The organism is Bdellovibrionales bacterium (assembly GCA_016716765.1).
GTDB lineage: Bacteria > Bdellovibrionota > Bdellovibrionia > Bdellovibrionales > UBA1609 > JADJVA01.
The window spans coordinates 787100-801112 of record JADJVA010000020.1 but is presented as its reverse complement, the minus strand read 5'-3'; the positions used below and the strand labels follow the sequence as shown (position 1 = coordinate 801112).

General features: G+C 44.8%; 11 protein-coding genes. 6 read left to right on the top strand and 5 right to left on the bottom strand.

Annotated elements, in window-relative coordinates; genetic code table 11:
• Window positions 1-211: 211 nt before the first annotated feature.
• Window positions 212-445 (top strand): hypothetical protein, encoded by a 234-nt coding sequence (locus IPL83_12410; GenBank protein ID MBK9039945.1) that lies wholly within the window; start codon window positions 212-214, stop codon window positions 443-445.
• Between the two features lie 358 nt (window positions 446-803).
• Here IPL83_12410 and IPL83_12405 read toward each other — a convergent pair whose 3' ends face one another.
• Window positions 804-1331 (bottom strand): hypothetical protein, encoded by a 528-nt coding sequence (locus IPL83_12405; protein ID MBK9039944.1) that lies wholly within the window; start codon window positions 1329-1331, stop codon window positions 804-806.
• 95 nt (window positions 1332-1426) lie between these two features.
• Window positions 1427-1888: a hypothetical protein gene (locus tag IPL83_12400; protein MBK9039943.1), complete on the bottom strand. Its 462-nt coding sequence runs from the start codon at window positions 1886-1888 to the stop codon at window positions 1427-1429.
• Window positions 1889-2116: 228 nt separating this feature from the next.
• On the opposite strand from IPL83_12400, the gene IPL83_12395 reads away from it, so the two are divergent.
• The gene (locus tag IPL83_12395) at window positions 2117-3703 is read left to right on the top strand and encodes a HAMP domain-containing protein (protein ID MBK9039942.1); all 1587 of its coding nucleotides are present in this window, start codon (window positions 2117-2119) and stop codon (window positions 3701-3703) included.
• A 212-nt stretch (window positions 3704-3915) separates the two neighbouring features.
• On the top strand, window positions 3916-4725 hold the full coding sequence (locus tag IPL83_12390; protein MBK9039941.1) for a hypothetical protein: 810 nt from the start codon (window positions 3916-3918) through the stop codon (window positions 4723-4725).
• On the opposite strand, the gene IPL83_12385 is transcribed toward IPL83_12390, so the two are convergent.
• Window positions 4715-5980, bottom strand: a complete 1266-nt coding sequence (locus IPL83_12385; protein MBK9039940.1) for a hypothetical protein — start codon at window positions 5978-5980, stop codon at window positions 4715-4717. The two genes, IPL83_12390 and IPL83_12385, sit on opposite strands and share 11 nt — an antisense overlap.
• Before the next feature lie 107 nt (window positions 5981-6087).
• Between IPL83_12385 and IPL83_12380 the strand changes: the two genes are divergently transcribed.
• Window positions 6088-6804 (top strand): glycosyltransferase family 2 protein, encoded by a 717-nt coding sequence (locus tag IPL83_12380; protein MBK9039939.1) that lies wholly within the window; start codon window positions 6088-6090, stop codon window positions 6802-6804.
• A gap of 340 nt (window positions 6805-7144) precedes the next feature.
• Here IPL83_12380 and IPL83_12375 read toward each other — a convergent pair whose 3' ends face one another.
• Together IPL83_12375 and IPL83_12370 are read right to left on the bottom strand one after the other, a co-directional pair.
• Window positions 7145-8005: a nucleotidyl transferase AbiEii/AbiGii toxin family protein gene (locus tag IPL83_12375; protein MBK9039938.1), complete on the bottom strand. Its 861-nt coding sequence runs from the start codon at window positions 8003-8005 to the stop codon at window positions 7145-7147.
• On the bottom strand, window positions 8002-8577 hold the full coding sequence (locus IPL83_12370) for a hypothetical protein (protein MBK9039937.1): 576 nt from the start codon (window positions 8575-8577) through the stop codon (window positions 8002-8004). The genes IPL83_12375 and IPL83_12370 overlap by 4 nt, the downstream gene beginning before the upstream one ends.
• Before the next feature lie 534 nt (window positions 8578-9111).
• Here IPL83_12370 and IPL83_12365 point away from each other — a divergent pair.
• Both IPL83_12365 and IPL83_12360 read left to right on the top strand, forming a co-directional pair.
• Window positions 9112-12459: a hypothetical protein gene (locus IPL83_12365; protein MBK9039936.1), complete on the top strand. Its 3348-nt coding sequence runs from the start codon at window positions 9112-9114 to the stop codon at window positions 12457-12459.
• A 117-nt stretch (window positions 12460-12576) separates the two neighbouring features.
• Window positions 12577-13983, top strand: a complete 1407-nt coding sequence (locus IPL83_12360) for an ADP-ribosylglycohydrolase family protein (GenBank protein ID MBK9039935.1) — start codon at window positions 12577-12579, stop codon at window positions 13981-13983.
• The last annotated feature ends 30 nt before the right edge of the window (window positions 13984-14013 follow it).

The following is a 14013-nucleotide window of genomic DNA, read 5'->3' as shown; positions in this document are numbered from 1 at the left end:
ATCCGAATCCTCTTCCCGGTTCTAGCAGCCAGAATCAGCTCGAGGGCAAATATTTCGAAAGTCAAAATTTACAAAAAAAGTTAAAAAATTCAAAATTAGGAAGTGGAAGTAGCAATCGAAGAACTGATGCACTAGGTTGTGAACTGTCTCGACCGAGAGAGTCATGTACACGCAGCTGAATACTCTCGTAATCTACTTCGAGGAGGTCTCTATGAGGTCCATTTTGATCACTCTTACCTTGCCCTTATTTTTTTCATGTATCACACCACCCAAGGTTCATACTCGTGGATGGAACGATGTGCCTGAGAATTTTACTGAACAAACGACAAGATCTGCGGCGGATAGCCTTAGAAATACTCAATTTAGTGGCCAGAGCCCTGTGTCAGATCGCAAGGGCTATTATGGACCGACTCAGGTTCTGCCTCCACCCAGCCAACGGCCTTAGCCTCGTTAGGGAAGGACCGATGACCCAGCTCTGGGGGGGGGCGGCAGTTGGCCCTTTTGTACAAATGTTACGATTTATGTTCTTCATCGCCTCAAACTTCTCGTTTCCTTTCGATATCAGAACGGAATTTATTGTTGGGGCAGCGCACTCGATACGACTTTACAACCGGCGGCCGACGGATTCTCAATACAAGCCTCCAGCGCTCGAACGGTATTTATCATACCCTTTCCCACCAAATCCGCCCACTCCTCTTGAGTGGTAAAAAAGTCGCGATTTTGATCGTCCAGGAAAGGAGTGGGAGGCGGTTGGCTCAAGACTCAAGATGCAAGGCCTACAGTTTTAGGGGCCAACCGCCAGCTCAACCCATGCAAGGGAACTCTGACTGACTTATTTTTTGACGGCTGATTGATTTTTCCTTAGTGACTTCGAGTTTATCTTTTTCAATTAACAAATCTACATCGTAATAGACACTGTAACAACCATTGGTGTTCAGATTAAGTTTAACTATAAAGCCTTTCCTGTACTCAGAGACACTGATAATTTGAAAATTGATATCCTCTAAAGGAAGACCGTGATATTTCGAAATCCCGTCTTTGTCTTCAACGACCGCCATGAGGAATTCAAAACTTTCTTCTTGGTTTTGATTTTCAAATTTAGTCCGGTTTGCTCTTATAAACTGAAAGAGATCAACAGGAGAATTTATTTTGTGATTCTCCTTTAAAAACTGCCAAACCACGTCGTCAAAACCCTGCTGGGCAAGCTTTTTCGCTTCAGCTGCTCTGTCGGACGCATTCGCTAGATCTGTGATCGTAATCTTTCGATCAAAAAATCCGGCTTGAGTCGTCAAGGAAAGTGAAACCAGAGCGATTAACATCAAAGCTTTCATATTGTACTCCTGAACGTTTTAAATTCCATGTCTGTTACCAAACACGCTTTTATTAATAGGGCCCGCGAATGGATAGGGGCCCAGTTCTTTTTCGACTAAGAATTCATGCTTTTGCCTACAACCGATTTAATTGATTTTACGGGACAAGTGACCGATTCCGTTTTATCCCAAAATCTCCATTCAAGAATAAATCGCAAATTCTGATCATCCCCGTCATCTTCAGGCCCCTTAATTTCCAGGGAAGAATAACTCGTATTGGGTGCCACTAAGTGTTTAATCTTTCTAAGGCATTCTTCTGCATTCTCTATTTGATAGGTGATTCCAGAAATGGATGTAAATATCGGCCGATAGGGAATTGTAATTTTATCGTTATCTATCACTTGAAGATGATTCAATAGATTCACAATATTCCCTGTTCCCTTTATTATCGTGATGGTATCTTTCGGGAGGTATGGGCCGTCGGCGCAGCACATCCTTCCGTGGCTGTTCTCAGAATATAAAGAAAAAATAGAAACCAGAAACACGATCGGAATGAATAACGCTTTGATTGTTCTCATAGAGAGAGCTCCTCAGGTTACAAGTTAAATAGGCAGGGCCCCTGTCTTTTGACACGATGAATTATATGACGTCAAGCATTATCTTTGTTCTTAGTGTAAAGGGAGCCTGGTAAGCTCACAGTTTTAGTGGCCAACCGCCATCTTTCTCGAATTGAGAATTCATTGGATAAATCAGGTACTTGATCATAGAGAATCACTAATTTTGCAACAATATCCGAAAATAAGAGTATGAGATCGCTGCCCCGACTTGTAAATAGTTTTCCAATTGCTGGCAAGGTTCTGATTATCACCGTTGTGATTGTGCTAGTCAGTTTGGCCGGTACAGGGCTGCTTGCCTTTCTTTCCATTGGTAAAAACATGGAAATTCTCTTGGGACAGAAGCTTGAGGCGATCGCAAAAACGGCGGCGTTGCAGATTCCGGGTGAGACCCATGAGGAAGTCGTCCAAGCGCTATTGTCCCAAGACGCTCACCTCACGACGCGGCCTGAATTTCTTGGTCTTCAAAAAATATTGCAAGGAGTGAAGTCCGCCAATGGATTGACCTCTGATGTTTACACTTTGATTCAACCGGAGTGGGCTCCTGAACAAATGATTTTTGTAACTATGAGCAATGAAAAAACTTACTCTGGCAATTCGCTGCCAATGCATCCAATTGTAAAAGATGTTTTTAAAACGGGACTGCCGCAATATTCAGGTATGTACTCCGACAAAGAGGGGATGTGGGTTTCTGCCTTTGCTCCAATCCGACTGCAAAACGGAAAAGTCGTCTCCGTCCTCGAGGTTGACTACCGAGCGGATCAAGAGGTTGCTGAGGCAAAGGTTCAGCTATTAATGCAATTGCTGATCCCAGCGTTTCTGGCGCTCCTGTTTGCCACTTTAATTTCATATTTTGTAGGGAATGCGCTGACTCGTCCCCTCCATCGTTTGGTCCTGCATGCAAAGAAAGTATCGGAGGGAGACTTAAATGCTCACACACCGGTGCTTTCCGGAGATGAGTTCGGTGCGTTGACGGAGGCCGTTAATGTGATGACTCGCGACTTGAACTCTAGTCGAGAAAAAGTTTTGCAGGCCCAGGAAGAGCTCGTTAAGGCAGAACGCTTGTCCGCACTGGGAGAGCTAGCCGCTGGAATCGCTCACGAGATCAGCAATCCTTTAGCCGTGGTGCTTGCGATTTCTGACCACATTGAGAAGAAATTAAGGGCACAGAAATATCAGCTTTCAGACCTTGAAAATGACCTTCCGAAAATTGGTCGCATGACCAACCGGATTATTAAGATTATACGCGGTCTTAGGAGTTTTTCTCGGGACGGCAATAATGACACCTTTGAGTTGACGCAAATCTCTGTGCTGATGGAGGACACTCTTACTCTTTGCAATGAAAAGATTGTGTCACATTCCGTAGGTATGGAACTATCCGAAGTTCCGAACGTCCAGATTGAGTGTCGCGCGACTCAAATTGGGCAAGTGCTGGTTAACATGATTAGCAATTCCATTGATGCCATTGAGACTCTTCCTGAAAAATGGATTAAGATTTCATTAGTTGTATCCTGCGATGAGAAACTACAAATTTCAATTACCGACAGCGGACCTGGAATTCCTGCCGAAGTCAGAGATAAAATAATGGAACCTTTCTTTACTACTAAGGCTGTTGGCAAAGGCACCGGACTTGGCCTCAGTATTACCAAAAGTATTATCGAAGGACACAATGGGAAGATTTCAATAGATGCACATTGCCCGAACACTCGATTTCTAATTGAGCTACCACTTCGACACGGGCAGTCTTCTTTCGAGGATGGTGAGTCTAAAGCTTCATAAAGTTTTGACTTCTACGCAGAGAGAGTTTGAAATCTAGGTCTATGAAAAAAATTATATTCGCAATTCTTATGGTTTACAGTGGACAAATATTTGCTAGCGGCTCTTACACTCCTCCGCCAATTTCAGGAGGTCCGCCAATAAAATGCGAACCCAATGAAAGTCTTAAAGACTGTCGTGAACGCATTAATAAACTAACAAAGGGCAAATAATTTATGAAAGCTATAATTTTATTTACGATCCCATTCTTGGCTATTTGTGCAAAAGCGCATATTCTCACAGAGGATTCTAAGTCATTTGATGTCACCGCAACCTATGGAACAGCTAAAGCTATGTGGGCAGGTTCTGACAAAGCTGACTTTGCAGCCAGTGGTCAAACCGTAAATACAAGCCTATCACTCACTCATTCCTGGGGGCTTGGTGATGGCGCCCAATTTGACTTTAAGCTGGTTTATACAAATTTGAAGATGGAAGAGGGCTCCGATCCGATGAGCATGGTTCCAACGGGCTCTCAGCGCGGTGGGATTAGCGAAATTGGCATGCGTTACAACAAATCACTCTGGTCCAATAGTAATTCTGAACTGGTCGGAGCATTGGGCTTTCGGGAGCCAGGCGACGGACGTGATGGAAATAATTTTCTAGCGATTTCAGATGGACAAAGAAAAGTGGATTATAGTCTGAACTACTATTATATCACGGGTCCCATTGAGTTGCGCTTGGGTCATCAATTGACCACCCGGCAAGATGCGAGTCACAAACCTTTTTCAATCACAGATTTGTCAGCGAGCTTTTTCAGCGATCGCGAATCCTATGCTTTAACCTACAGTAGCAAAGTCACTACTGACGGCCCTGACGTTATGGCTGGTCCTTTCGATACTCTGAAGGAAGACTACACCGCATTGGCATTATCAATGAGTCGCACCTATGGTGCAAACTCGGCGCAGATTTTTGTAAGTCAAAAAATAACAGGTCGCAACACAGGTGCGACTCAAGCTTTGGGTCTTGGCTACACAGTCAACTATTGATTGCAGGAGATCCGCACAGAGCCTCCCTCTGGAGTCGCCCAAAAAGTACAATGAGACCGCAGCAGAAAAGAACTGCGATAGAGAGCTGTAGATCACGGTAAAGCTCAGGCTGATCAAGTGCTAGGTAGCCTGCAAAATAGATCACAGGAAAGAGGTTCCATTCGCGGAGACCTTCATCGATCATCAGCGGCAGTATCCAAAGCCAGTACCAAGTATTTATGGCAGGAGCCAGAAAAAAAAGTGCCAGCGTTAGGAGAAGAATCTTCCTTGCGATACAATATTTTTCCTGAAGCCTTTTGTGAAATTGTAAAGACATAGCGACGAGCCCGATGAGTATCCAAGCTAGCATCCGGACGAGTTGTTCAGAGGCGATCATGGTTTTCAAATCTTCAGAGAGGACGCTCAATGGCAGAAGGTCACATATCCAGAAGACGAATTCATTAAGAAAGAAAAACCCCGAAGAATTCAAAGTCCAGTGATGATGAAAGGCCAGTAATCCTTGTGGAAAAATCGAGCCCAAATACAAAAAAGGAGCTAACGAAAATAGTAAAATCGCAGCGGTTATGCCTATTGATTTGGTATTCAGAAAGGGACGGCGCAGAACTACTCCCAAATATGCAAGTGGAAATACCTTCAGCAAGGCTGAAGCAATGATAGTCGGAAAGATTGCCAATTCCCTATTTCGTTTCAGCGCATAAAGCACACTTAAGCCAATCAAAAAATCGAAATGTCCAGACCCTGAGACTTCCTTGAGTACCAGTGGATTAAGCCAATAGAAAACCACGAGCTCAAAGGCTTGCTTCACTTTTCCTAAACAAAGAAAGAACAGCAGCAACTCAAGACAACAAACTAGGATCTTATAGCCTAGGATAGACTCGCCTGAAATTGCGTAGGCGCTGACAAACAATACCTGAGCCAGCGGCGGGTAGGGGGATCTAATATCTGAATAGCTAACCTTTTCACGCACGGCGGATTTTACCTTGGCGAAACTCACATCTGAGGGAGGAGGTCCGTAAGGGGAAACTCCGTGAAAGGTTAATCCGCCTTCCCAGAGGTACCGGAAGTGATCGTTCTCGAGAATCGGATCCGCTAGAACAAAGGCAACGCGACAAAATAGGCCCAAAATAAATAAATGTTTAATGCTATGTGGGCATTTTTGCGATCCGCGATAGATTGCTACCAACAATAAGCTTAAACCAGCCATGCTCGCAAAAAGCCAGGTTGAGTTGAAGTCAGCTATTAAGCTTGGTGCCATGCACGAACCAATAGCGAGCGAAAGAAAAGGAAAATATAAAAGAAACTTTGAACTAGTCACTTTGTAAAGAATAAGTGCTAAGCTGCCATTTTAAAACAGGGAACTCAATGTCAGTTAGAGATTATCGCTGTGTCCTTATTATACCGGCTCTTAACGAGCAGGAATCCATAGCTAAAGTTCTTAGCTCCCTGCCTCCGCGATTTTGTGAAAATGTCATTGTGGTCGACAATGGATCAACCGACCGAACGGCAGAGGTCGCCCTTCAGTGGGGGGCTCAGGTGGTCCGAGAAAATCAGAAGGGCTATGGAAAAGCTTGTCTTCGTGGGATCGAGTTTTGCGAGTCGCTGAGTCCAGAAATTGTAGCTTTTATCGATGCAGACTTCAGCGATGATCCGAGAGACCTCGAGGAGCTCTACCAGAAGCTCTGCAAAGAGAATCTTGATCTAGTCATTGGTTCAAGAACACTCGGGCTTGCGGAGGCAGGGGCGCTGTTGCCTCAAGCCCGGATTGGAAATTTTTTTGCAGGCTGGGTGATGGCTCTTCGCTTTCATTATCGCTATTCTGACTTGGGTCCTATGCGCTTGATCCGTCAGCCAGCTCTGAAGCAGCTCAAGATGCAAGATCAAAATTTTGGATGGACCATTGAAATGCAAGTCAAAGCGCTCAGCCAGGGGCTTAGAGTTGGCGAAGTCTCGGTCCATTATAAAAAGAGAATAGGTACTTCAAAGATTACCGGTACAATTAAAGGCTGTGTTTGCGCGAGCATAAAAATTTTGTTCGTCTTGTTCAAGTATGTTCTGATTGGTCGAATGCGAGGTCATTAAAATCATGAACTGGCCAACTTGATTGTTGTTCCAAACTCCAAGGGCACTTGGCTGAACCAATCTCAGGAGTCCAGGATCTTCAAACATGCGTCCGGCAGCAGCGCTCACGTTGTGAGCACTGCACCAAGCCGAACTCGATCCTGAACTCCTGAGATTCAGTTCAGCCAGCTCCCTGTGTCTTTTGGACACAACAGAATCGCCGACGGCTTGCGGGCCAGCCGCTGTATTAAATTTGAGATCTTTCTTCATGAACAACGGGGGCAATTTGGCTTCATAGCAGAAGAGAAAAGCAAATACCTCGCCAACAAAATTAGATTTGTGGCAACTTTGTGTTTGACGTCTAAGTTGTCAAATTTTGGTCAAGCTTCTTTAAATGCTTTTGGAAAAGTTCCCAGGCATCCTCAAAACTAGCGTCCTCATTCGTAAGCTTTACGCTATTCCAGCTTTTCTCGAGCACATTAGTGTCCACGTTTTTTGCGAACTCGACTAATGACTTTGGAATTTCCGTTTCCCTGCGTGCGAAAGTTTCTTGAATCGCATCGGTCAACTTTGTTGAATTACACTGATCAAATAAAATCCCTAAGTCGTGAATGTCTTTGCCTCGAGAATTGGCAGATGCACGATTCACAAATGTTTGGAGCTTCTCTGAGAAAATGAATTCTGGTGGATAGACACGCCAAGAAACATGAGTCTCATAACCAAGAAGTGAAAACATTTGAGACTTCTTCAAATCGCTCGGAATCGCATCATCAAAGCCAACATCAAAATGTAGTCGTGACAACTTCTTGATTGCCTCTGCCCTCTCGGGTGGATCTCCGATTTGAAATGCGCAATTAAATCGTAGGGCGCCATATTCGCCCTGTGCATCCAGTGACTCGACTTGAACATCACCAAACCAAAAGCCGTCATTCAAATCAACATCCAGCGCACTGGGAACAAGTTTTTCGACAAGCTCCTTTTCGATATCAAGACCTAGGGCATCCAAGTCTCGTGTGAATCTGTTGCTGTTCAGAGTTTTCAATAAAACAAATCCACCTTTGTAAACAAGATGCTTATCAAGCGTTGGATCGTTCGATAGCCGAGCTACGATTCTTTCCAGTGAAAGAATCACACGAATTTCATTGGCATCTAGCGAAGTATCGCTCTTTGCTATTTTGATAATTGAATTCCTGATCGCTTTCGCTTGAGATTCGCGGCTCATGCGAGGACCTCGACGTAGTTACTTATGCGATGATCGACTCCGAGCGACTTTGCCATTCTTATAATCTTATCAAGCGCGGTCTTCTTTTCTCTGAGAGCAGTTTTAAGGGCATCGATTCCTATTTGTGGCCCCAAAATTCTTTTCATGCAGAGAGAGTCAACGAGGGTTCGCTCAAGGCTTGTGATTGCAAAGCTCTTGTGTTTCTCAATTCCAATTTTCCAATGTGGGTTATTACGACGCAAGAGTCGAATGTCTTTATGAGCTGTGTGCTTGTTCTCAGGAACAAGCAGCCACACTTTTTTAGGAATGTGATCCGTCAGGTTATAGTACCAAAGTGCAGAGAGCAGACAGACTGCTGAAGGACCATCAATTCGCATTGTGGCTGCTTGAAACTGAGTTTCGTTTGATAGATCAACTCCTGCAAGAACGTATATTCCGCGACTTAATCGGTAAACGGACTCTTTCTTAAGAAGTTCACTCAACTGAACAGAGGTTATCCCTAGATGATTGAGCTCATCTCTTGAGAAGGGTTTGCCTTTAAAGTGTGTTTCGACTTTCTTGAGTGGGCTCATTTATAAAAGCATACACCTTATCATAATCATGTAAACATTTATATCGTTGCAACTGAAAGTATCGTAGAATCAATGAGTTACAAAGTAGCGAGCAGTGTCTCATTCTGAGAAATTAAAGAAGAAGGCATTGTATGATCATAACTGGGTCAATAGAATTATGTGGCACATTCCAAGAGTATTGAAATCCTCTCTGAAGTCTCTGAACTGTCGGATCACATGGGCTGATTGCAATCATTTTGATTATTGTTCCAAACTCCAAGGGCACTTGGAGTCTGGAGCAACAATCAAGTCGGCCAGTTTAATAAAGCCTCGTCTTTGGGGCGACGGGTTCTGGGCTTTTTGTACAAATGTAACACTCGCAGCCTTTTTGTGATCTCAGTACTTACATAAGTAAAAAAAATTTACTAAATGTAAAAAAAAGTAAAGAAATCAAAAAAAATGGTTTATCCCACAGGCTCTTTGGCTCTTTGGCTCTTTGGCTCTTTGGCTCTTTGGCTCTTTGGCTCTTTGGCTCTTTAACGGGGGAGGTGGGAATTGTTTATTCGTCGGGTTCTGAAGCCATGGGTTCTGAAGCCATTTTGTCCAGTTGCCGTCGCAGGTGCTGGCGCGGTCGTAGTAGCCGTTGCCGTTGCTAGCCTCACTTTAGCAATCAATTTGACTTCAGAAAGAGCTTGGGGCGGAGTCGTAAGTCCTCGTATGGGACTTGAAATTGAGTTTTCAGAGGTGAACGAGAATGGCCCCGTGGTTGGTGGGTCCCTAAAAACCAATTTCCCGTCTTGGGAAATGAAGTTTTTGGAATTTGTTGGCCAAATCTTTGGTGGACACTTGAGTGAGGGGCAAAAACACAAGATTCATTTGGATCGGAGCGGAGACAAATGGTGGTTTGATAGGGAGTGGGTCAATGAACGAGGCACAAAAGATGGAATTGAATTGGTGTCTCCTCCGTTGGGCCCCGAAAAAAGAGACCTCTTGGTTGCAAACTACGATCGGATCAGACCGGAACTCAAATTGGGGCCAGGATGGCAGACGTCATTTCAAGTGAATGTCGAGCTCAGGGAACTACTCGATGGATTCTCAATCTCAGAGCGACCAACAGAAAAATGGGGAATCCCATTTTCCGATATCAAAAATGTGGATGTCAGTAAGATCATCCGTTGGTTGCTATTTTTAGAATTAAACGCGGATTATATTTATGCCGCAACCGCCGCGACCCGGATGGGAGATGTTTACAATAAATTTTCAATTCCCCTTTATTTCAATCACATGCCGCTTCTTGAAGAGCTTTATACGGCCTCTAAGGGCAGATTATCTTACCTTGAGGCAAGAAGAATATTTCTTTCCCATCACAAAAAAGAAGAAGGCTTTGCAGGAAGTGGCAGTCCATGGAAGTATCGAACCTTCAATATTGACAAATTTTTTCGGCTTTCGGTAGAAAATCCGGAATGGGTGTATCCTGCCTTGGAGATTCGACTGGCCGATACTCCTGAGGACGCGAAGGGATTGAGGCGGATTCTTGAGCTGTGCGACAGTTTATTTAGATGGGGAGTGGAAAATTCGAATTTCAATGAATCAGGGTTCTCAGGCTGGATTTCTGAAAATCATTTGAAATATTCCAATCTGATCGCACTACACGGAAATAAACTGTCGGAGAAAGTCATTCGGAGAGTGATCGCAAGAGATCTCGAGGCTCGATTGAGCCATCCCTTATATCGCAGCGGCTACGAAAAATTTATTGTGAGTTTGGGGCTCAGTCAAAGCGATTATTTGCCATTCAAAGGTCGACGGATTCCCATTTATGTTTCTCAAACCCATCTTGTTCATTCAGATATTTCAAAGGACAATTTTTCATGGCAAAAGCTGCCAGTCTCCAAAGGTGCAGAATTTGAATTCACTCCAAATGCGTCCTTAGAAGCACAGTTAAAAAATAATCCGCCCCCTTATTTGGATCAAAATATGACGACGGAAAAAGCTACGGGAAATAGAGAGGTCAGGACAAAGCCGACGGCTCAGGTAAACGAACACTTTAGCCGTCTCAATGAGATGTGGTCGTTGTTGGATAATGACCTTCGTTCTATTCATGATCATTCGCGATTTCCCAAAGATCTCATTTACGAGAGGATATCTCAACGAAAATTGAAAGGATGGCTGGGATTGATTTCAGACTGGATTGTGTCATTGCGTATTCTCTATCGGAATTCAAACTACGCTTTCGCGGTGCGCACTCAGAGCCGAATGAGAATCGATATACCAGATACTTGGCTTTATCCCAATTACACCGAAGGCCGCGGGACAGTTCGATTTTTTGAAGTGGGAGATGAAATCGATATCGAAATACGTGGGCTGATGGATGGAATTTATGAGAAATTTGGCCCGGTGGCAGACCTTCACCGCGTCGCTCATACAGTTCTTTTGAGGGGACTTAATGATCCAAGCCTTATTCCTGATGACATTAATTTTCATCGTCTCTTGAGCGAGCATGTTGATCCTCAACTGGACCTTGAAAAGTTGATCCGTGAAATAGATCCGAAATCTTCACTCTCGACCAATGATCTCCTGGGCTCTACGAAAAACGCGGATCTTATGGTGTTGCCTCTGATGGGATTTGAATATCTCCCGATGTTATCAGGGCAGGATATCGAAGCGATGGACCAGGCCACCAGGAAATTTAAACAAGGCCTATCGGGATTGCTCAAGTCAAAACATGACACTCAAGAAACTGTGGCAACTGAGTTTCATCGCTTGCTTGTCAAATGGGCTCAGGACTCTCGGTTTGATCATATATTGTTTGACGTCTTGTTATCTCGTCTGGCAGTGGGAAGTGGTTGGGCTGATTTAAATTTACCTGCCCCTTATTTGCGAAGTTCCTTTCTAGGAAAAATTTTGAGACTTGAAGTGAGTGGATTTGACCATCCCGAGACCCTTGTTTTTTTAAAAACTTGGTTAACAAAAGGGAGGGAATCATTTATTGAAACGGTTTTTGCTTTGGATGAAGATTCGCGTCTTCAGTTGACCAGACGACTCGACTCTGTGAATACTCGTGCCCAACAACAAAATCTTGCAAGGGCATTGAAAATTGATTTCGCCGCAATCTGTCCTGAATTCAAACAGCGAGATCAGTTGGAGGCAGGGGAACTTCGTAATATTGATTATCTCTTAGGACAAGTTCGCCCTGAAGCGGTGGTGCCTTCTGCGAAAGAGATGCCTTCTGTCGAGGGGGTGCCTTCTGCCAACGAGGCACTTCCCGCAGAGACTCCTATTCAGGGCGCGGTCAGCGGCCCTCCTCAGGAAGATACAAATGAGCTCGTCAGCACACTTCTTGAGGGAGAGAGGGTGCCCGACTGGGTAACTTCAGAGAGTAGCTTGGTAAAGTATCTTGAGAGAGTTGTCGATTTCTCAAAAGAAGTGATGCCTTTTCATCAGAAAATTCTCGATGAAACTCGAGTTAGTATGAACGAATTCATTATTTCTCAAAGCAAATTCGGTGGTCAAAGGTACCCTGACGCAGTTTCGACCGCAAAATCGTTGTTTCAGTTGACTCCTCGGAACCTCCACTTTTTAACTCTGTCCCAACTCGTGCATAAGTTTATCGATGGGCGCAATTGGTTTTGCCCCTCCTGGATTGGGACAGAATATATTTTAAAAATTAGCCAGTTTATGGATGATGACGAACGAAAGGTGGCGCTTGTTCCATTGCTTGAGGGATTGGAGGTTCATCGTCGGGCCATTGCCAATACCAAACCCTCCCACAGTCAGGAAATTGTGAAGATTTACAAGCTCCACGGAAGTGCTGCATTTTTTCGAAAAAACCCTCACCTTTCTACAGTTCAAAACAGAAATAATTTCGGCCGAGTTCTTTCTTGTGCGGGTGTTCTGAGAAGGTAGGTGGGACATCTGAGCGAAAAGTCCTTTTCTCTTTAAGACTTGACCTCTTTTTGTATATCTGGTCTGTAAGGGCCGAGAAATAAACTCTCATCCCTTTTTTGTAGAGGAGAACACGCCGTGAAGCCTCAGCTTTCTTGCTCCGTCAAATTTCACTATTTATTGGTTGCTGTTTTCGTTGGGTTTGGTTTTTTTACGAGCTATTCGTCCTCTGCGACAGAACCTCGTGTGAGAGACGATGCAACAATGGATCGCGCAAGGGGCTCCCTTTTAGGTTTAGCTTACGGAGATGCTCTGGGCCTCCTGACCGAGACCTTAACGCGAGATGAAATCCTAGAGATCTACGGAGAGAGAGGCCTTGTGTCTTTGGATCAACAGCTGCCTCTCAGAAAAATATGGGACAAGCTTGGAGAAAAGCGTTTTTATCGAACGAGAATTCCGGGTTTTACGAGTGATGACACTCAGCAAGCCATGGCGCTTCTTTTGGTAGCGCTCAATCATCGAAAATGGGGAGACGAGGCCACGAGAGAGTTTGGTGCTTTGTTGGTTTCAGGTTTTGAGGTGGGCGCCTGGAGAGGCTTTGGCAAGATGTTCTCGGGTGCTGCCGATAAACTCCGGCGCGGAGTGGATTACAGATCTTCGGGATCGGCTTCGAGTGGTATAGGAGCTGCAATGCGGGTGGCCCCACTGGCCGGACTTCTGGATTGGTCAGACAGTGATTTGGCTTTGGCCGCAATAACGAGTAGTTTGGTGACTCATGCAGATTTGCGTGCGGCTGCAATGAGTTTTGCTGTTTTCAGGGCAGCGAGAATGTTTGTCCTGGGACACACGGCCGCCCAAATTCGAGAGGAACTTCCTCGTGAGGTGCGCGCTATAGAACTGTATTTGATTGGACAATTGACAAGCTCGATGAACAAAGTGGCGGGGATTGCAGGCCAACTCAATCAGCGGGGATGGCCTTTTGATCAAGCATGGCCATTTGATCAGACGGATCGACATTCGGTATCAGAAGTTCTCGGAAAAGTATTGCAATGGGCAGGGGGGCTTCAGATTTCACATTTGGAAATCTCAGACTTCGTTCTTAAAATGGGTGAGCCTTATGTTGAGTCTAGATTTAGACGTCATATTCATCCGAATAACCCCTTTGTACTATTGGGTGGAGTTCATGCGCTTGCGCTTGCTTTGCAGGATAATGCGGATCCATCGGAAATTCTCAGATACATCGTCAATTTGGGAGATGATACGGACACCGTCGCGGCAATTGCAGGGGGCATTTTAGGTGCTCGTTTCGGCACTGATTGGATCCCAGAAACAGAGTTCCGTGATCGCGGGCGGATGACAATGTACGCTAATAAATTGGTTTCAGGGGCTCCCGTCGAAGACCCCTATGTATTTTTGGAACGTGAGGCACGGCTCACCCAGGCCGAGAAATCGTTTCAGAGCAGCAAACTCGCAGACTGGAAAACCGACCCTAGCTGCAGGGTTCTGGTGGCCTTGCCTGGTGTCTCTATTCCCATAGCTAAATGAGGAGGTAGGTCTGAAGGCCTGACTTCGTAT